Below are 18581 nucleotides of genomic sequence, written 5' to 3' on the forward strand. Positions count from 1 at the left end.
GGATAAAAAGAACACGTTTTTAAGTGAAAAATGCCCCCCTGTTTTCAGGGAGGCATTTTTTATTCGAAAAAACAAAAAAGACAGGTATTAAGCCTCTTCCATTTCAAAATCTTCCATAAATTTAGTGGTATAGTTACCAGCTACATAATCAGGATTATCCATAAGTTGCCTATGAAAAGGAACTGTAGTTTTTATTCCTTCAACAACAAATTCGTCTAATGCTCTTTTCATTTTGTTGATTGCCTCTTCACGCGTTTGCGCAGTGGTAATCAATTTTGCAATCATAGAATCATAATTAGGCGGAATGATATATCCACTATATACATGAGTATCTACTCTTACGCCATGTCCACCAGGGATGTGTAAATTGGTAATTTTACCTGGAGAAGGGCGAAAATCCTTATATGGATCTTCAGCATTAATTCTACATTCTATAGAATGCAACTGCGGGAAATAGTTTTTACCAGAAATAGGTACCCCAGCAGCAACTAATATTTGTTCTCTAATCAAGTCATAGTCAACAACTTGCTCTGTAATAGGGTGTTCTACCTGGATACGGGTGTTCATTTCCATGAAGTAGAAATTTCGGTGTTTATCAACCAAAAACTCTACCGTTCCTGCTCCTTCATACTTAATAAATTCTGCAGCTTTTACTGCTGCTTCTCCCATTTTGTTACGCAATTCATCTGTCATGAATGGCGAGGGAGTTTCCTCTGTAAGTTTTTGGTGTCTACGTTGTACAGAACAATCTCTTTCTGATAAATGGCAAGCTCGACCATTGCTGTCTCCAACGACTTGAATTTCGATATGGCGTGGCTCTTCTATGAGTTTTTCCATATACATCCCATCGTTACCAAATGCTGCAGCTGCTTCTTGACGAGCGCTATCCCATGATTTTTTCAGGTCTTCTTTTTTCCATACAGCACGCATACCCTTACCACCACCACCGGCAGTAGCTTTTAGCATCACAGGGTATCCCATTTCATCTGCTAGTTTTTCTGTTTCTTCAAAAGAATCGAGTATACCTTCACTACCTGGGATGGTTGGTACTCCAGCAGCTTTCATAGTTGCTTTAGCAGAGGCTTTGTCCCCCATTTTGTTAATCATCTCGGCACTAGCTCCAATAAATTTTATCTCATGTTCTTCACATATCTTAGAGAACTTAGCATTCTCAGACAGGAAGCCGTAGCCTGGGTGGATAGCATCTGCATTTGTAATTTCTGCAGCAGCTATAATATTTGACATCTTAAGATAAGATTCATTACTAGGGGCAGGTCCAATACAAACTGCTTCATCTGCAAAACGCACATGTAAACTTTCTGCATCGGCTGTAGAATACACAGCAACCGATTTTATCCCCATTTCTTTGCAGGTTCTGATCACTCGCATGGCAATCTCACCTCTATTTGCAATTAGAATTTTTTTAAACATAACTTTTTAAATTTAAAAATCTCAAATTCCAAGCTCCACATTCAAAATAATTGAATTTATGGAGTTGTGTATTGGAATTTTAAAATTTGGTTATGATGGGTCTACCAAGTATAGTGGTTGATCAAATTCTACGGGAGAAGAATCGTCGACTAATACTTTTACAATTTTACCAGAGACTTCACTTTCTATCTCATTGAAAAGCTTCATCGCTTCGATGATACAAAGTACATCACCTTCTTTTATCGAATCACCAACTTCTACAAATGTAGGCTTGTCTGGCGACGGTTTTCGATAAAAAGTTCCAATAATTGGAGATTTGATAGTTATGTATTTAGAATCATCTTCGGTAGCACTTTGTTCTTCTGTTCCGGTAGCAGCAGGTGTTGTTGCTACAGGAGTTGTTTGCGCAGGAGCAACAGGTTGCTGAGATGTTACTGTACCAGCAACGGGTATTTGCTGTACAATTGTTGTTTCTTTACTATCTTCTGATCCAGTTTTAATGGTGATTTTAATGTCATCCATTTCTAACTTTACTTCGCTAGCTCCTGATTTAGCTACGAATTTAATTAAATTCTGAATTTCTTTTAAATCCATAATGTGGGTATTGTGTGTTTTAGTTGTTTAGGAATTATAGGCCCATTTTAGATAAATGGAACCCCAGGTGAAACCTCCTCCAAAAGAGGCAAATACTACATTGTCTCCTTTTTTGAGTTGTTTTTCATAATCATGTAACAATAATGGTAATGTGGCTGAGGTAGTATTACCATATCGTTGAATATTCATGAGAACCTTGTCCTCATTTAGTTCCATTCTTTTGGCTGTAGCATCTATTATACGTTTATTTGCCTGATGTGCAATTAGCCAATCTACATCTTCACCAGTTAGATTATTACGTTCCATAATCTTTGAACTGGCATCAGCCATATTAGAAACTGCATATTTAAATACAGTTTTTCCGTCTTGCTGAACAAAGTGTTGTCTATTGGCTACTGTTTCTTCTGATGGAGGTAGTATAGATCCACCAGCTTCGATTTTCAGGAATTCTCTTCCTACACCATCTGTACGAAGGTACTCGTCCTGTAGCCCCAAGCCTTCTTGGTTGGGTTCAAAAAGTACAGCTCCGCCACCATCACCAAAAATGATGCAAGTAGTACGGTCTGTATAATCAATAATCGAGGACATTTTATCTGCTCCTATTACTAATACTTTTTTATACCTACCAGATTCAATATAACTTGCGGCAGTAGACATTCCATATAAAAAACTGGAACATGCAGCTTGTAAGTCATAAGAAAATGCATTGGTTGCTCCGATTTGGGAAGCGGCATACGCTGCTGTTGCAGCAACAGGAAGATCTGGAGTAGCGGTAGCAAAGATCACCATATCAATCTCTTTTGGGTCGAGATTTCTTTTGGCGATCAAATCTTCTGCCGCTTTTATACCTAAGAAAGATGTTCCTTTATCTTGATCTTTAAGTATTCTACGTTCTTTAATACCTGTACGACTGGTAATCCATTCGTCGTTGGTGTCAACCATGGTTGCTAATATATCATTGGTTAACACGTAGTCTGGCACATAAGCGCCTACAGCTGTAATAGCGGCTGTGATTTTACTCATATCTTAGTTTTAGTTTCACGAACTATAACACAAAATTGTGCTTAAAAATTCGTTGAAATTACTAAATTATACACAAATATGGCGCAAAATAACTGGATTTTGACACATATTCAACTAAAAACAAAAAAACTCTCACAAATGTGAGAGCTCTCTTTGAAATTTTAACAGTATCCTTACGCTACTTCTTCTTCAGTATTGTCGATAACTATTTGACCACGGTAATATAATTTACCTTCGTGCCAGTGTGCTCTGTGGTACAAATGTGCTTCTCCTGTTGTAGGATCAGTAGCAATTTGCGGAGCAGTAGCTTTATAATGCGTTCTTCTTTTATCTCTTCTGGTTTTCGATATTTTTCTCTTAGGATGTGCCATTGCTTAGCTATTATTTATCGTTTAATAAGTTTTTTAATTTATCCCAACGAGGATCTGTCTCCTCATTGTCATCTACTATTTTTTTCTCTTTTGGACTTAATTCTTCTAATTTTTCAAGTATATCGGACTCTAATGTGCCGTTTTCTACACCAGGATGAACTCTTTTCGGAGGGATGGCAAGAACAAGTAGTTCATAAACATATTGATGAATATTAACTTCATATTCTCCATGAGGAATAATAAGAAGTTCTTCATTCTCATCATTATATTCATCTCCAAATTTTACTACTAAAAAAAAATCATTTTTAATAGGTAAATCAAATGGTTCGTTAGTGAGATCACAATTTACATTAACAGTTCCCGTTGCTTTAAATTGAAGTTCCAACATTGTTGTTTTTTTATTGAACTCCAGATCAACTTTTACTGCAGATGCATTAAACTCATCATACTCAAAATGTTCAAAGAACGCATTGTCAATTTGATACTCAAACTGGTGTAATCCTTGCTTCAGCCCAACAAAAGGAATAGTATACTCTTTAAGTTGTTTCATTTCATCATCAGTTTCAAGTGCCTATCAATTTGATAAAGGCGGGTGCAAAGATAATAAAAAATCGTTATGAAAGTATTTTTGTAAACAAAATTATATCAGATTGTTAGTCTTTGTTTGTTTAAGGATGCAACTATACAAGCTTAAAAAACCTAATTATTCTTGTTTTGTGGTTTACGAGGTTGTCTTTTTAAAGGGTTTTTGGTTAATTCTTGATATTCCTTTCTGTTTTTAAAAATATTTAGGGCTGCAAAAACTGCCTCTTTAAAAGAACTGTTATCAGCTTGGTTTTTTCCTGCAATTTCAAATGCGGTTCCATGGTCGGGTGAGGTTCTCACTTTGTTTAATCCTGCAGTATAGTTTACTCCTTTACCAAACGAGAGTGTTTTGAAAGGAATCAGTCCTTGATCATGGTATGAAGCTACAATGGCATCAAAGGATTTATAATTGTTGGATCCAAAAAAACTATCTGCGGCATAAGGACCGTATACTAATTTGCCAGAATCATTAATTTTTTTGATAGTTGGCTTTAATACTTCTTCATCTTCTTGACCGATTACTCCATTATCCCCACTATGTGGGTTAATACCTAATACTGCAATTTTCGGTTTTGAGATACCAAAATCCTGTTTTAGGGCATGATGAATGGTTGCTATTTTCTGCTCGATTAGTTTTGGTGTTATGGTTTCGGCAATATCTTTTACCGCAACATGATCAGTTAAAAGCCCTACTTTTAGATCATCGGTTATCATAAACATTAGACTATTTCCTTCTAGCTCTTGATCGAGATAATCGGTATGTCCAGGAAATTTAAACTCTTCAGATTGAATGCTATGTTTGTTAATAGGGGCAGTTACTAGTACATCAATCTCATTGTTTTTGAGAGACTGGGTGGCAGCTCGTAAGGATTTGATCGCATAGCTTCCTACTTTTTCGTCCTCTTTTCCAAAATTGATATTTACAGCTTCTTTCCAAACATTAAGAACATTTATTTTGCCATCCAAAATCTGAGAGGCTTTATCAATGCCGTGAAGATTAGTGTTGTACTTGTAATGTTTTTTTAAGAAAGACAGAATTTTTACTGAGGCAAAAATCACGGGAGTACAGAAATCTAACATTCTAGAATCCTCAAATGTTTTAAGCACCACTTCGCTTCCAATACCGTTAAGATCACCAATAGAAATTCCTAATCTTATTTTTTCTTCTTTCTTCATTATATAAACTACTTTATCAGTATTTTTGAAACCTAAAATCAGGCTCCAACCTTCAAGCCACAAATTTAATTAAATAATTTGCATTTATGTTTACAGGAATCATCGAAGAATTAGGAACCGTAACTTCTTTACACGCAGACAAGGAGAATCTGGATATAACAGTACGTGCTGGTTTTACTTCAGAGCTAAAGATAGATCAAAGTGTAGCGCATAATGGAGTTTGTTTAACTGTTGTGTCAATAGATAATGATAGTTATACGGTTACGGCAATTAAAGAAACTCTAGATAAGACTACACTTGGCAATCTGGTATCTGGCGATGTTGTAAATCTAGAAAGAGGAATGAGATTGGGGGATCGTTTGGATGGGCATATTGTGCAGGGGCATGTGGACCAAACAGCAGTTTGTAAATCTATATCCGAAGCTGATGGGAGCTGGTACTTTACTTTTAGTTATGATGAGTCACTTAGCAATATTACAATCGAAAAAGGTTCAATAACTGTTAATGGGGTTAGTTTGACAGTAGTTGATTCTAAAAAAAATGAGTTTAGTGTAGCAATTATTCCTTTTACATATGAGCATACTAATTTCAATACATTCCGAGTAGGAACTATGGTGAATCTAGAGTTTGATGTAATAGGCAAATATGTACAGAGAATTACCGAATTGAGATAGAGAAGTAGAATGATAGCTATACCAATTCTACTTCGTTAAATTTAAAAAGTGAAACTCTGTTTCGTTCGATCTTTAAAAGTACTCCTCCAAGATCACTTAGAGTAGAGCAGGACTCGAAATCCAATACTTTACCAAAATACTGGCTTTTTGTATCAATTACTTTATACTGCATAATTTTTTAGATTTGATTAGTATTCCCATGTTTCGATATAGTAATTCTTTCCCCAAAAAATGTACCATACCGTATCAAATTCAAAAGTAAATGTACAGGAGAGTCTTCGTAATTAAAAATAAACTTATCAGGTTTTATTAACAAAGAGGTTGTGTGATAGTTGTTAAGGTGTTGATAATAAGTCTTTTATTTAGATTTTTGATGAGATGTGTTTCCGGAGTGTAGCTTTGTATAGGTCTTATCCTTCTCTAATTGTTTAATAAAAGATGATGGGTAGATTCCTGCTTTTTTATAAAAAGCTTTTGAAAAGGCTTCAGAATTATTGAAACCTACTTCTTGGGCTATTGCTTTAATCTTGTATTTTCTGAAGATAGCATCTTTTCTAAGCTTATCTATTACATAATCTATACGCAGGTCATTGATATAGTTACTAAAGCTTTTTTCTTTATACGTGTTTACTGCCTTAGAGAGGTAACTAGAATTCGATCCGAAACTTTTAGCCAGGTCTTTGGTGTTTAGATTAGGTTTTAGATATTCTTTTTTTTCTTCAAATTGTTGCAAACGTTTAAGAAGATTGCTTAGTGTTTTCTGGTTTATGGGACAGGATTCAGATATGGTTGGTGGTTCTTTTTTGAAATCTTGTTTTGGGATTTTGTTAAATATCTGAATGAGTTTCTGCTTTTTTCGGTAATAACGATAATAATAAATGACACCAAATAGGCTTATAGCTAATAGTATAGAGATGATAATATGAATATAGAAGAATAAAAAATAAGGTAATGCAAAAAGTAACCTACTGCTCATAGTTAAATTGGTATGTGAAACTTGGATCGAATTAAAAATTCTAATAGAGTAGGATGATCAAAATTAAGAAATTTCTGGATAATATAATAAATTCTTCCTCTTTATTTAAGATATTTTTTGGAATAATTCCAAATTTTGTATCTTTGTTGTGGAATTATTCCAACGCAGTGTGCTAAATATTAATTCAAATTTTTAAATACTTTTTACCTTTTGCCGATTTTATTTTTAAAGTCTTGGCATGTGTTTTGTAAAACAATAGAGGTAACCCAATTCGATGAACTACTTACTATAAACAACCTTTATGTTATGAGTGGTATAAACTATGAAATACAGAACAGAAAATTACAATCGTATAAACATACTTTTGATTACGATTTCTGTAAAAGAAAATACGACGAGTACGCAAGTATGACGCTTGACCAATTTAGAGAATGTTTAAAAGACTCTCAAAAATTGGGAGAGATCGGTCATTTGTGCTGTTTTATTTTATGGGTAAAAAATAAGGCAGGCTATGAGTATAGAGATAGTCTGGGAGATTATGGGTTGATTCATTTACTTTTTCATTGTATAGAAAACAAGCATAATGTAGAAGTGCATGCCGAATATATTCACATGTTATTTAAAACGGATATCAAGTTGGCATAAAAGTTTCGATAAAAAAATAGTTATCTCAACAGATAAAATATTTGATGTTTGTTTTTCAGTCTTATTAATACGGGTTTTCCTTAGTAAAACTTATGTAAACACCTACTTTTATGTAGAATAACACCCCCAATTTTTATGGGTTAAATACCCCTTTTTGTTTACTGATTCTTAATGTAAAAACGTTTTAAATTCCTGAAAACAAACTAGTTGTGAGTAATTCAAAATCAGATGTATTACATATGGGTTTTTTAATAAATATCTGTTTTTTATTTTAGATATCAGAATGAATAAGAGGCAAATATTCTTGTGTTTGTGGCTCCGCTCTTATAGTTAGAATCTCGCACAAATTGTAATAGACCTATACCATACGACTACCCTGTGACGAGTTTCACTACTAAAACTATTTAATTAATCTCAAAAGTTAAACAATATGAGAAAGCTCACTTCATTAATGTTGTATACTGTCATTACGGTAATAGTTTGGTCATGTCAAAAAGAGAAAGTTGCGGATCAAATACCAATACAAGAAATATCAGAACCCACAAAACCACAGCTAAACAAGCTTTGTAATATGGGGATAAACACAAGTAAAGTTACCATCCAAGATGTTACTTTTATAGATGGATCTTCTGGTAAACACCTAGTAGCTGGTGATATTATGGTACCTATAAATGGTTTAAACGAATATCCAGAATTAAAACCTGTAGAGAATAATAATAAGCAATTTCAAACTGCAAATTTGGTGTCAATACCTTATAGAAACATTAATATTCTTGGGTATACTGGCAATGGATTTGCATTAACCAGTAAAATGCAAACAGCTCTACGATGGGCGGTTGCTAATTATAATGAAGTTGGTACAACTATTAGATTTAATCTTACTTTTGGGACTAATTATACAGCGGCAGATATGGTGGTGTATGCGATAAACGAAGTGGGTATTGGTGGATCAGCAGGGATTCTTGACCCCTCTGGAAGACCTTACAAATGGATTCGAGTTAATTTGGGGACAAACGCTTACAGCATTAATGTAAATGAGCATGTGATAGGACATGAAATTGCACATTGTATTGGATTTCGTCATCAAGATTGGTATAACCATCAAAGTTGTGGGTATAGTGGTCCTCTTCCTGCCGAGCCACTTGCTATTTGGATTGAAGGGACTCCGTGGTCTCCTTACGAAGATTCTATTACATTAACATGCTTTGATACTGGTACAGACGGTGAATTATCACCTTCTGATATTTTGGCATTAAACATATTGTACTAAAAGAATAGAGACAGATGCTGTTTTTTGATGCCTTTTGTCGAATAATTCTTTTTTGTCTAAACCAGTTTAATAACAGCTTTATACTATCTTAACTCTTATATTTGGTAACTAAAAATTGGTTTAGACATGGATAAATTTGAAAAGAAAGATGTAAAAAATCTATTTGGTGACGTCAAAGAGTATTTCTCTCCCAAAGTAATCGGAGAAGTAAATAATGTGTATGTCAAACTAGCTAAGATCAAAGGGGAAAAAGTACCCTGGCATGCCCATGAAAATGAAGATGAGCTTTTTTACATTGTAAAAGGAGAATTGTTATTTGAGATCGAAGATCAACCTTCTTTTATAATGAAAGAAGGAGATTTGTTTATTGTACCAAAAGGAGTTACTCATAGAGTAAGTGCTACAGAAGAATGTTGGATAATGCTTATCGAAAATAAAGAAACATTGCACACAGGTAATGTAGTCTCTGATATTACCAAATCTATTAAACAGCAAGAGTCTTAAAATTTGGTACAATTAAAATAAGGTTAATTATAGTAAGAAAACGATAGATATATAGGAACTTTATCATTTGGATAAAAAACCTAAATATTGCTGCGATGGCTAGGATAATTGTGCTAACCCTTCTTATTTTAACAATGTTTTTTTGGGCGATTAATTTTCATGTGGTGAAAATTGCGTTGAATTTTTATACTCCTATAAGCGTAGCTACCTTGCGATTTTTCTTTGGAGTAGTTTCACTATTGATCATTTTATATTTGAAGTATGGAAAAGCCTTTTCAAAATTCAAGTTTTCTGGAAAAGAGTGGTGGTATATGTTTCTCACTGCTTTTTTTGGAATCTTTTTGACGATTTACTTCTTTAATTTAGGATTAAAAACTACTAGTGCAGTTAATGGATCTCTGATTATCGCAACCAGCCCGGCAATAACTGCTGTTTTTGCATTTCTTCTTCAAAAAAGGAAAGTTAGTGTATTGCAATGGATAGCAATCGGAATAAGCTTTTTTGGGGTCGTCATAATTTTGGTAAAAGGTGATTTTGGAAAATTAACCCAATTACAATTTGAAATAGGAGATATGCATATCCTATTAATGGCGATTGTATTTTCATTATCCCAGATAATCGTAAGTAAATATTTACCCCATATAGATGCAATTGTATTGACAACCATAAGTTCATTAATAGCATTTGTTTTATTTGCGATTTTTTCAATTCCAGAACTTGTAACTATTCAAGTCCCTTCTGATCTTTCTTTTTGGAGTAGTATTTTGTTTATGGGGATATTGGGAACAGGAGTGGCGTATACAGCATTTTACTTTTGCGTTGTAAAATTAGGAGCCACTACCTCGACATTATACATGAATCTTATTCCTTTCTTTGCAGTATTGCTTGCATTTCCTTTTGGAGAGAAAGTCTATACGGTGCAACTTTTGGGAGGAGGTATTGTGATTATTGGTCTACTACTATTTGGAGTTTCAAAAAAATAAACAAATTCAAAATTATGTAGCCCAATATTTCTTGTGACTGTAATTTTAGAGTCATTTTTATTGAACACATTTTAAAACTATTGTTGTTATATTAGTGACTTTATATTTATTACACGTAAAACAGAGACTTATAAATAGCTAAAAGCTAATCATTGAGAAAAACAAAAAGATGAGTAATCTTAAAGACAAGTATAATTTTGAATTACGAACAGCTACAAAAGAAGAAATACATTTTCTTGCAGAATATCTAGCCAAAAAGAAATGGGAAGATAGCAGGGAGTACGTAAAAGAGCCTAAACCCAAAGTGACTAAAGCCGAGGTGAAAGATTTTATTAATAGAGAAAAAATTCACATTCTCGAACTAATAGGCAGTAGCGTATGGGTTCAGGATTATAAAAAATATAAGGTGTCAATTTTTGTCTATAACTATATTCAGGAGTATGATGAGGGGAGTATTGCCTCAATAACCTGTAGGACAATTAGAACGAAAAAGGGAATGGAAATTTTGGATAATGAAGATGTTATTTTTAATATGAATGAACTCAAAAATGGCATCTATTATAAAAAGAAAGTAAAATCAGGTCGTGCCAATAGACCAAGTGAAAAATCTATCCAGAAAACCCTTGAGATTAAAAAATATATAGAAATTACAAAGCCTGATATGACAATGGATAAGATTTGCCATGAATTTGGCTTTTCTAAAACCACGTATTATAGAGCAATTAAGTGGTTATCGGTGAGAGATATGTAATCACCGATATTTAATTTTTTTAATCACGAAGTTGCACAAATGTTATTTGAGTATTGCTTACCTCAGGAAATTTTGAACAAGTTGAGTATTATAGTATACCTCTCAAATAATTGGTTTTAAGGAAACTATAATCAGATAAATTAGAGATCTATTAGTACTGTAAAAATCTAAACATAGGTAACATTTTACCAAGTCAAGACATATACATTTAGATAACGTAATGAATGTTTAATAGCTAAATAATGAATATATGGCATTTGGTTTTGGTCCAGGAGCAGAAATGATGAAATCGGTTCGGTCTAACCGAAGTCAACTTGGTAAAAAAAAGTCCTTAAAAGATACTCATGAGCAATATAAAGGTGTAGAGGATAAAGACAAGTCTGAGTTTAAAAAAGTTTCAGAAAGTGAGATAAATGCTTTTAAAGAAAAATTTAAAGAGAAACAGAAAAAAGAAAAACGCCAGGATATGATTCTGATTGGGTTTGTGGCAATTGTGGTGCTGTCTTTTTTTTATTATGTATTGTTTTAAGGTATATATGGTTGATTACTAAAGAAATAATCAAGTTTTGATATTATTTAGCTTGTATTAATCTCAAAAACCAACAAATTGACGTAGAATGGTCTAAAAACAAAAAGAGTTACGAAATTTTGTTATCGTAACTCTTTGATTAGTATAGGTGGTCCCACTTGGGCTCGAACCAAGGACCCCCTGATTATGAGTCAGGTGCTCTAACCAGCTGAGCTATGGGACCTAAAACGGAGGGCAAATTTAAGGATTTGATATAAACGTGCCAACATTTTTTTCTATTATTTTAAGATCTCTTTTTTTTAAGATATAAAATCGTCACTTTTTTTTCTGTAGTCACTTAATTTATAGGCTTTTCCTGGCATAATTCAATCAAAACCCCATTAGTGCTTTTGGGGTGCAAAAAAGCTACTAGTTTATTATCAGCACCAGATTTTGGTGTTTTGTTGATTAATTGAAAGCCTTCTTTTTCTAATCGATCCAACTCTAGTTCAATATCATCTACATCAAAAGCAATATGATGAATACCCTCTCCTTTTTTGGTAATAAACTTTCCGATAGGTCCGTCTTCGCTAGTGCTTGCTAATAATTCAATTTTACTATCGCCTACTTTAAAAAAAGAAGTGATTACGGATTCGCTTTCTACCGCCTCTTGCTTGTAAGGGGGTACACCCAAAAGCTTCTCATATAAAGAGTTTGCCTTTTCTATGTCTTTGACTGCAATCCCCAGATGTTCTATTTTATTGATATGGTTCATAATATACTTTTATCACTATATGGCAAAAATACATATAAATTGTACTTTTGCATCATGGAAACAAATAGACAGAAAAAAATTGCAGGAGTATTACAACGCGATGTAGCAGATGTAATACAAATTGCATTGCGTGAAGCAGGGATAAAGGGGATTTTGATTTCCGTTACCAAAGTAAGTGTGACTACCGATCTCTCTATAGCAAAAGTATATATGAGTGTTTTTCCGCATCAGGAAGGAGAAAAAGTACTAAAAGAAGTAAATGCTGTAAAATCTCAAATTAAACATCAGGTAGCGCAGCGTACCAAAAATCAGTTGCGACGTATGCCAGAGGTGTCTTATTATATAGATGATTCTCTAGAGTATATTTCTAATATTGAGAAAGCTGTAAAAGGTGAAGAGAACCCTATTCTTAATCCAGATCTTTTAGAAAAACGCAAAAAGAAATAGTTTTTATGGGTATCGATTAAAATCAATTACAAGCGTATTGGTTAGAAATAGTGATGATATAGAGATGTAAAATTCTTGGTATGTAACCAGAATAAGATTTTCATTTCTGTTATCTTTATTCCGAAATTAAAAATTACATCCATCAAACGATCATACTAAGAATTTGAATTTTTCACTATACATCGCCAAGCGGTATTTATTTTCTCCGGGGAGTAGCAATGCCATCAATATCATTACGATTATTGCGGCTACGGGGGTAGTGATAGGTGCCATGGCTTTATTTTTGGTGTTATCGGGGTTTGCGGGACTCAAGGATTTTAGCCTTCAGTTTTCTACATATTTTGATCCCGATCTTAAGATTTTCCCGTCAAGCGGAAAAACGTTTACATTTTCAGATAGTCAAAAAGAAAAACTTACTGCCCTTGATGGAGTTATTGATTTTTCTGAAATAGTTGAAGAGCGCGTATTTCTGGAGTATAAAGGCAAGCAAAAAACCAGTTTTATTAAAGGAGTAGATGCTAATTATCATAAAGTAATCCATACTGATAGTATTATGGTATATGGCGAATGGCTAACCAATAATGACTTTCAGATCGTTGCGGGTAATACTATAAGTAGAGAATTGAGTATGGTACCAGAACAGACCTATACAAACCTACTCAGTATTTATGTCCCTAAACCAGGAAAAGGAATTCCTAGCGACCCGTCAAAAGCCTTTAGATCAGAGAAGGCTGTTAATATTGGGATTTATAGTGTAAACGAAGAGCTGGATAAAAAATATATTTTTGCGACTACAGGATTGGTGCGCAAATTACTAAACCTGCCAGAAGATAAAGTAACGCATATAGAGCTAAGACTAGCGCCAGAGGCTAACGAAGAGACTGTTTTAGAAAAAATACAACAGATTTTTGACAATGATGTTATCATCAAGAATAGGGTACAGCTCAATGATACGTTATATAAGATGCTAAATACCGAAAACCTGGTATCTTATCTGGTGATTACCTTGATTGCTATAATCGCTTTATTTAATGTAGCAGGAGCTATTATTATGATGATTATCGATAAAAGGGGTAATATAAAAACACTTTATAATGTTGGTGCCTCTTTGGGTAATATCAGAAAAATATTCTTGTTTCAAGGCTCACTTATGACAGTTTTAGGAACTTTATTAGGGCTGCTTTTAGGATTTATATTGATTGTATCGCAACAGCAGTTTGGATTATTAATGATTACTCCTTCATTACCTTACCCAACACGTATTACGGCTATAAGTTTTATTGTGGTCTTTTTTACCATTACTATTATAGGGTTTATTGCATCACTACTGGCATCTAGCAGGATTAACCAGAAATTGGTGGATTAATCTGAGTTTGATATATTTTTTCTTCTATCTTTTTCGAAAAATTCAAAGGATAAATGGTATTGACGGTTTTTTTAGAAGCTAAATTCTTAGATTGAATTCTGGATATAACTAATGCCGAAGTACTACACTTACAGACCCTGTGTACTTCGGCAATGAAATAATCGCTATTATTTGGGGTAAATATTACGAAAACTAATATGTATATGTTTCTTTTTAGAGGTGAACTATAGTTCACTTACTTTATGTTTCATAAAAAAAACAATGTGTTACTTAAACCATGTAGTAAAAGTATAGTAAATAAACGTTGACTAAGACCAAGTTTGGATCAAAGGAAAATATCTATAGACGAATTGGGTATATTGTTTCGATGAATGTAAATACTGAATAAGGGAATGTTCTTCGGTAAATTCAACTTGACATTACTGTTCGGTTTAAAGCTTTAAACTTCCGACCTCTGACCTCGGATTTCTATCCTTTTTATTTCTGCTCTTGGGGTATCAAAAAAACTTCGATATTATTCATTTTAAACCTCTGACATCCGACCTCGGACTTTCTTTCGATACCAAAACAAGCCTGCTAATAACAACAGTGTTAGCCCTCCTATTCCCCAATACAGTAATGTATTACTCTCAAAAGGAATGGGTGCAGCATCTCCCACCAGATAAAATGCTCCCCAGTAAAAAGGATCTAATCGGTTGATATCTGCTGTGGTCAGGTATTGTAATTTTGCCTGTTGCAGGGCTTTGGGTTTACTCATCCCATCTTTGAGATTAGTATAAAAGTATTTCATTAGCTCTGGAGTTGTTTGATCTGATACTTCCCAACTGGTGAGTAGCAAGCTTTTGGTACCTGCATATTGAAAAGCTGTACCCAGACTCATAATCCCCTCTCCCTTGGCAATTTTACCTGTTCCGGTATTACAGGCACTAAGTACTGTAAGCTCTGCAGGGATATTCAGAGCAAATAGCTCGTGACTATAGAGTAAGTTATCCTCTATGGTGTCTTTGTTTTTGGTAAAATAGAGTTTAGAATTCTCTGGTCTTTCGTTATCCACCTTCCCATGCAGGGCGAGGTGTAGGATATTATATTGTCCGGCATTTTTCTTAAAATTAGCTTCTATTGCCTGTGATCCATAATAGTATTGCCCATCGATAATATTAGAGATGGCTTTGATCTCTTTGCGAGTTCCAGGCAGGTCACCTCCTGCATTTCTAAGGGCAGCCAGACTCATTGTTCGGGTTTCTCCTGTTTGTCTACTATCAGAAAAGGAAAAGGCAAGGCATTCTTGTAATTGTTCAGTCTGTTCTTGTTGCTTAGTACCTCCAAACAATAGATTTGCAGAATTAGCATAGGTCACTGCATAGTCTCTAAGCAGATAGGATAATAGTGCCGGGTTATTAGATTTATCATGTTGAGTCAGCAGTAACTCAGAATTAAGATGCCATAAGGAGCCATCGGGTATAATGATAAGATTATCCCCTACAAATGTATTGGCTACAGGAGCAATCAATTGATTGTATAAACCATGTGCTTGTTCTTTAAAATCAGCAGTATTTTTATCAGCTATGGTTTTACGAAATTCTTCTACTTGCTCCGTAAGTTTTGGAGTGGATAATTCTTGTACTGCGATATTGTTTTTAGAAATGGTAAAGGCATAGGTGATACTATCTCCTGTAAAGAATTCTAATACAGTCGTTTTATCATCCAATTGTTGTTGAATATCTTTTACTGATACGATCTTGTTTTGATACTTAAGCTGGTAGTATTTTGGATAGTTTTTTTCTAAGATCTGAGTTAATGAATCCTGGCGTCTATTGATGTCGAAGAGTTTATTCTCAAAAAAAGTGATTCTGGTAGTATCGGTATCCTTATCAGCATATTCTTCTGTGATTTTGGATTGATAAAAAGCTTTATTTATTCTTAATTCCTTTTCTAATGCTACTAGATTTTGTGGTAAACCTGTAAAGTTCTTAGCGTTGGATACATTAAGTAGTTCTTTTAAGGTGTTAGCTTTACTTTTTTCGGCATAGTAAAAAGCTTTTTCCAAGGATTGTTGATTTTTTAGTAGTAGTTGAGCTGTTATAGCACCTTGGTAGATTTCTTTAGCTTGTTTGGCAAATTCTACCTTGTCTTGATAATTCGTAAATGTTTGCCGAATAGTATTGATTATAGTATCTGCTTGTTGATAGTTTAAAATAGAGTTATGAAGGTCGTCAATAATATTATTATGTTGATATAACATGGCTTGAGCTAGAGCTTGACCAGTTAAGGAGTGAAGTGATAATTTTAAACTTTTATATGAGTTTTCTATTAAATCGTGATCAATAACTTCTTTTTTTAAATTAACATCTAATGCTTTTTGATACCATAATAGAGCTGTTTTAAATTCTTTTTTTTCTTTATAAACCTCTCCAAAATTATTATATTCTGTTGCAAGCAAAAAGTTTGTTTCTCCAAGTAATTTTTGTCTAATTCTTAATGCTTTATGATAATTTTCTAATGCTTTGTTATAATTTTTATTTTTTGCATAGATCATTCCAATATCACTATAAGAGCCCGCTACCTTGGAATGATTTTCTCCATAGATTTCATACCATATGGTAAGCGCTCTTTTCTTATAGTCAATTGCTTTTTGGTATTTTTTTAGAAAAAAATTAGCTGAACCAATATTATTAATTAATTGCGCATTAAGTGGTTTGGCGTTTTTTATAGAACTTGAGGTAGTTAAGGCTTTGTTGAAAAAAAAAATCGCCTTTTTATAATTTTGTTTTTTCTCATGGCTAATGCCAATATTATTATAACTAGCTGCTATTCCATAGGAGTAATCATTTAACGTAAAAATTCGTAAAGCTTTATTGGTATACTCAAGAGCTTTATCAAATTCAAAATATTCATTATACAGACTTCCTATATTTATATAACTTTCTCCAACAGAATTATTTGTTTTATCCGATGTATTAAGAAGTACTAATAAATCTTTCTTGTAATAAGATAAAGCTTCTTTATAATCACCTAATTTCTTGGATAATAGCCCTAAGTTATTATAAGTGTTCCCAATTTTTTTATGATTTTCTCCTAGGTTTTTTTTTCTGATTATTAATGCTTTTTCAAAATAATAGCGTCCCTTTATGAATTCATTAATCTGTGTATTAAAAACACCAAGATCATTATAACTGCTAGCAATATCACTATGGTTTTTAGGAAGTACTCTTAATTTGATATCTAGAGCTTTTTGACAATAATATATTGACATATTAAAATCTGAAATTATGTAATAGTATTCTACCATATTACTATAAGCATCAATTTTCTCTCTACTATTTTGAGATAAATAGGTATCACATGTTTTTAATGCATTGGTAGCACTCTCTAAAGATTTTTTAAAGCTAGAATTGAGACGTTGTGTTTTAGAAATCCCATTATAACAAGCTGCCACCCTTTCCCAAGTTTCAGCCTTTTCATAAAGCGGCAATGCTTTTTGAAAATAGACTAAAGAACTATCCAGTTTTCTATCAATTAACAAAGAATCTGCTGTTTTATAGTACTGCGAAGCCAGTAAAGTGTCATTTTCTACCTGCGCATAGCTGGTATATGATAGGACTATAAAAAAAGTGATCCAGAAAAAAGGGGCTAGAAAAAGCGATCGTAGAGGTTTCATAAGAGATAATGTGTTACTATATCAATAACAAAGAACGTAAAAAATTAATCAGATTTGTAATACTACCATCCTGTTTGATAAAAGTGGTTAATCTGCCTTTTAATAGTATAAAAGGGGTGTCCAAGATGACTCGAGCTGATAAAAAGGTCTTTTGAATTGATGCCGAGGTGGTTCCAGCTGATATTGTCAAGCTTCTAGCCACCTATAGAGGTAGTTCGGGCTGATAAAATCATGCTTTGATTTGATCCCGAGGTGATGCTAACCACCTACATAGGTGGTTCGAGTTGATAAAATGGTTCTTCGATTTGATAATTTATCAAATCGAAGCGTGAACGTATCAAATATATTCGATAAAGTATCAACTCGAAGCGTGACTTTATCAAAAATAATCGTCAAATTATCAACTCGAAACGATAAACTATCAGCTCGAAGCGGCAATCTATCAGCTGGAACTACCTTAGGATCAACTCGAATTCTCACCAGATGGGCTACCCCCTTATCGATAAGGGGTAAAAAGGTATAACTGACGTATTAATAGTCAACTTCAACATTCGACTTCTACTACCGGGCTTCGAGAGCCTCAGCCCTCGGCTACTAAGAAAATATACTGTAAGCAATCCGTACCCTGAGGTTCTCGAAGGGTAAGATTCTTTTGTGTGTGTACATTTATATGGTTGTCATAACCTATATCAGGGACGGAAAACACTTCGGGCTTCCGTCATCAAGCTTCGGACTTCCAACCATTCCAGTTTTTCAATTGACCATGGATGTAACAAAGCACTTCGACAGCACTTCGACCTCAGTGTGACAACTCAGTGTGATATCGTTTTATTTTAACTTCTGA

Annotated in this window: 19 protein-coding genes and 1 tRNA gene; 9 read left to right on the forward strand and 11 right to left on the reverse strand. The window is 33.7% G+C overall.

Annotated elements, in window-relative coordinates; genetic code table 11:
• Positions 1-87: 87 nt before the first annotated feature.
• The 6 genes from accC to pdxA all read right to left on the reverse strand — a co-directional run bounded on the left by accC (position 88) and on the right by pdxA (position 5180).
• Positions 88-1431, reverse strand: a complete 1344-nt coding sequence (gene accC / locus C1X07_RS06820) for an acetyl-CoA carboxylase biotin carboxylase subunit (RefSeq protein WP_103069231.1) — start codon at positions 1429-1431, stop codon at positions 88-90.
• Between the two features lie 90 nt (positions 1432-1521).
• A complete protein-coding gene (gene accB, locus C1X07_RS06825; protein WP_103069232.1) occupies positions 1522-2025 on the reverse strand; it encodes an acetyl-CoA carboxylase biotin carboxyl carrier protein in 504 nt (167 codons plus the stop codon).
• Between the two features lie 27 nt (positions 2026-2052).
• Complete coding sequence (locus C1X07_RS06830) at positions 2053-3048, reverse strand: beta-ketoacyl-ACP synthase III (protein ID WP_103069233.1); 996 nt, start codon at positions 3046-3048, stop codon at positions 2053-2055.
• A gap of 173 nt (positions 3049-3221) precedes the next feature.
• The gene (rpmF, locus tag C1X07_RS06835) at positions 3222-3419 is read right to left on the reverse strand and encodes a 50S ribosomal protein L32 (RefSeq protein ID WP_103069234.1); all 198 of its coding nucleotides are present in this window, start codon (positions 3417-3419) and stop codon (positions 3222-3224) included.
• A 10-nt stretch (positions 3420-3429) separates the two neighbouring features.
• Positions 3430-3969 carry a YceD family protein gene (locus C1X07_RS06840; RefSeq protein WP_103069235.1) on the reverse strand — a complete coding sequence of 180 codons (540 nt, stop codon included), beginning with the start codon at positions 3967-3969 and terminating at the stop codon, positions 3430-3432.
• Between the two features lie 149 nt (positions 3970-4118).
• The gene (gene pdxA / locus C1X07_RS06845; RefSeq protein WP_103069614.1) at positions 4119-5180 is read right to left on the reverse strand and encodes a 4-hydroxythreonine-4-phosphate dehydrogenase PdxA; all 1062 of its coding nucleotides are present in this window, start codon (positions 5178-5180) and stop codon (positions 4119-4121) included.
• Positions 5181-5266: 86 nt separating this feature from the next.
• Between pdxA and C1X07_RS06850 the strand changes: the two genes are divergently transcribed.
• Positions 5267-5854 (forward strand): riboflavin synthase, encoded by a 588-nt coding sequence (locus tag C1X07_RS06850; protein ID WP_103069236.1) that lies wholly within the window; start codon positions 5267-5269, stop codon positions 5852-5854.
• A 16-nt stretch (positions 5855-5870) separates the two neighbouring features.
• Here C1X07_RS06850 and C1X07_RS24965 read toward each other — a convergent pair whose 3' ends face one another.
• Positions 5871-6026 (reverse strand): hypothetical protein, encoded by a 156-nt coding sequence (locus C1X07_RS24965; RefSeq protein ID WP_164914112.1) that lies wholly within the window; start codon positions 6024-6026, stop codon positions 5871-5873.
• Positions 6027-6212: 186 nt separating this feature from the next.
• Positions 6213-6830 carry a helix-turn-helix domain-containing protein gene (locus C1X07_RS06855; RefSeq protein WP_103069237.1) on the reverse strand — a complete coding sequence of 206 codons (618 nt, stop codon included), beginning with the start codon at positions 6828-6830 and terminating at the stop codon, positions 6213-6215.
• Positions 6831-7136: 306 nt separating this feature from the next.
• On the opposite strand from C1X07_RS06855, the gene C1X07_RS06860 reads away from it, so the two are divergent.
• The 6 genes from C1X07_RS06860 to C1X07_RS06885 all read left to right on the forward strand — a co-directional run bounded on the left by C1X07_RS06860 (position 7137) and on the right by C1X07_RS06885 (position 11512).
• Complete coding sequence (locus tag C1X07_RS06860) at positions 7137-7475, forward strand: hypothetical protein (RefSeq protein WP_128755214.1); 339 nt, start codon at positions 7137-7139, stop codon at positions 7473-7475.
• 430 nt (positions 7476-7905) lie between these two features.
• Positions 7906-8745, forward strand: a complete 840-nt coding sequence (locus C1X07_RS06865; RefSeq protein ID WP_103069239.1) for a M57 family metalloprotease — start codon at positions 7906-7908, stop codon at positions 8743-8745.
• A 126-nt stretch (positions 8746-8871) separates the two neighbouring features.
• A complete protein-coding gene (locus tag C1X07_RS06870; RefSeq protein WP_103069240.1) occupies positions 8872-9249 on the forward strand; it encodes a cupin domain-containing protein in 378 nt (125 codons plus the stop codon).
• 95 nt (positions 9250-9344) lie between these two features.
• Entirely contained in the window at positions 9345-10232 is an 888-nt protein-coding gene (locus C1X07_RS06875) for a DMT family transporter (RefSeq protein WP_103069241.1), read from the forward strand.
• Positions 10233-10401: 169 nt separating this feature from the next.
• Positions 10402-10983: a hypothetical protein gene (locus C1X07_RS06880; protein WP_103069242.1), complete on the forward strand. Its 582-nt coding sequence runs from the start codon at positions 10402-10404 to the stop codon at positions 10981-10983.
• Between the two features lie 250 nt (positions 10984-11233).
• The gene (locus C1X07_RS06885) at positions 11234-11512 is read left to right on the forward strand and encodes a hypothetical protein (RefSeq protein ID WP_103069243.1); all 279 of its coding nucleotides are present in this window, start codon (positions 11234-11236) and stop codon (positions 11510-11512) included.
• 149 nt (positions 11513-11661) lie between these two features.
• Here C1X07_RS06885 and C1X07_RS06890 read toward each other — a convergent pair.
• Both C1X07_RS06890 and mce read right to left on the reverse strand, forming a co-directional pair.
• Positions 11662-11735, reverse strand: a tRNA-Ile gene (locus C1X07_RS06890).
• A gap of 114 nt (positions 11736-11849) precedes the next feature.
• The gene (mce, locus tag C1X07_RS06895; RefSeq protein ID WP_206604222.1) at positions 11850-12257 is read right to left on the reverse strand and encodes a methylmalonyl-CoA epimerase; all 408 of its coding nucleotides are present in this window, start codon (positions 12255-12257) and stop codon (positions 11850-11852) included.
• 63 nt (positions 12258-12320) lie between these two features.
• On the opposite strand from mce, the gene rbfA reads away from it, so the two are divergent.
• Both rbfA and C1X07_RS06905 read left to right on the forward strand, forming a co-directional pair.
• Positions 12321-12713 carry a 30S ribosome-binding factor RbfA gene (gene rbfA, locus C1X07_RS06900; protein WP_103069615.1) on the forward strand — a complete coding sequence of 131 codons (393 nt, stop codon included), beginning with the start codon at positions 12321-12323 and terminating at the stop codon, positions 12711-12713.
• Between the two features lie 163 nt (positions 12714-12876).
• On the forward strand, positions 12877-14079 hold the full coding sequence (locus C1X07_RS06905) for an ABC transporter permease (RefSeq protein ID WP_103069245.1): 1203 nt from the start codon (positions 12877-12879) through the stop codon (positions 14077-14079).
• Between the two features lie 523 nt (positions 14080-14602).
• Here the strand turns inward: C1X07_RS06905 and C1X07_RS06910 are convergent.
• Complete coding sequence (locus C1X07_RS06910) at positions 14603-17737, reverse strand: CHAT domain-containing protein (RefSeq protein WP_103069246.1); 3135 nt, start codon at positions 17735-17737, stop codon at positions 14603-14605.
• Positions 17738-18581 lie beyond the last annotated feature (844 nt).

Source organism: Aquimarina sediminis, from assembly GCF_002895435.1.
Lineage (GTDB): Bacteria > Bacteroidota > Bacteroidia > Flavobacteriales > Flavobacteriaceae > Aquimarina > Aquimarina sediminis.

What these genes read in the sequence shown, in the direction of transcription:
- accC (WP_103069231.1), bottom strand. Translation starts at nt 1,431, where the DNA reads ATGTTTAAAAAAATTCTAATTGCAAATAGAGGTGAGATTGCCATGCGA.
- accB (WP_103069232.1), bottom strand. Translation starts at nt 2,025, where the DNA reads ATGGATTTAAAAGAAATTCAGAATTTAATTAAATTCGTAGCTAAATCA.
- C1X07_RS06830 (WP_103069233.1), bottom strand. Translation starts at nt 3,048, where the DNA reads ATGAGTAAAATCACAGCCGCTATTACAGCTGTAGGCGCTTATGTGCCA.
- rpmF (WP_103069234.1), bottom strand. Translation starts at nt 3,419, where the DNA reads ATGGCACATCCTAAGAGAAAAATATCGAAAACCAGAAGAGATAAAAGA.
- C1X07_RS06840 (WP_103069235.1), bottom strand. Translation starts at nt 3,969, where the DNA reads ATGAAACAACTTAAAGAGTATACTATTCCTTTTGTTGGGCTGAAGCAA.
- pdxA (WP_103069614.1), bottom strand. Translation starts at nt 5,180, where the DNA reads ATGAAGAAAGAAGAAAAAATAAGATTAGGAATTTCTATTGGTGATCTT.
- C1X07_RS06850 (WP_103069236.1), top strand. Translation starts at nt 5,267, where the DNA reads ATGTTTACAGGAATCATCGAAGAATTAGGAACCGTAACTTCTTTACAC.
- C1X07_RS24965 (WP_164914112.1), bottom strand. Translation starts at nt 6,026, where the DNA reads ATGCAGTATAAAGTAATTGATACAAAAAGCCAGTATTTTGGTAAAGTA.
- C1X07_RS06855 (WP_103069237.1), bottom strand. Translation starts at nt 6,830, where the DNA reads ATGAGCAGTAGGTTACTTTTTGCATTACCTTATTTTTTATTCTTCTAT.
- C1X07_RS06860 (WP_128755214.1), top strand. Translation starts at nt 7,137, where the DNA reads ATGAGTGGTATAAACTATGAAATACAGAACAGAAAATTACAATCGTAT.
- C1X07_RS06865 (WP_103069239.1), top strand. Translation starts at nt 7,906, where the DNA reads ATGAGAAAGCTCACTTCATTAATGTTGTATACTGTCATTACGGTAATA.
- C1X07_RS06870 (WP_103069240.1), top strand. Translation starts at nt 8,872, where the DNA reads ATGGATAAATTTGAAAAGAAAGATGTAAAAAATCTATTTGGTGACGTC.
- C1X07_RS06875 (WP_103069241.1), top strand. Translation starts at nt 9,345, where the DNA reads ATGGCTAGGATAATTGTGCTAACCCTTCTTATTTTAACAATGTTTTTT.
- C1X07_RS06880 (WP_103069242.1), top strand. Translation starts at nt 10,402, where the DNA reads ATGAGTAATCTTAAAGACAAGTATAATTTTGAATTACGAACAGCTACA.
- C1X07_RS06885 (WP_103069243.1), top strand. Translation starts at nt 11,234, where the DNA reads ATGGCATTTGGTTTTGGTCCAGGAGCAGAAATGATGAAATCGGTTCGG.
- rbfA (WP_103069615.1), top strand. Translation starts at nt 12,321, where the DNA reads ATGGAAACAAATAGACAGAAAAAAATTGCAGGAGTATTACAACGCGAT.
- C1X07_RS06910 (WP_103069246.1), bottom strand. Translation starts at nt 17,737, where the DNA reads ATGAAACCTCTACGATCGCTTTTTCTAGCCCCTTTTTTCTGGATCACT.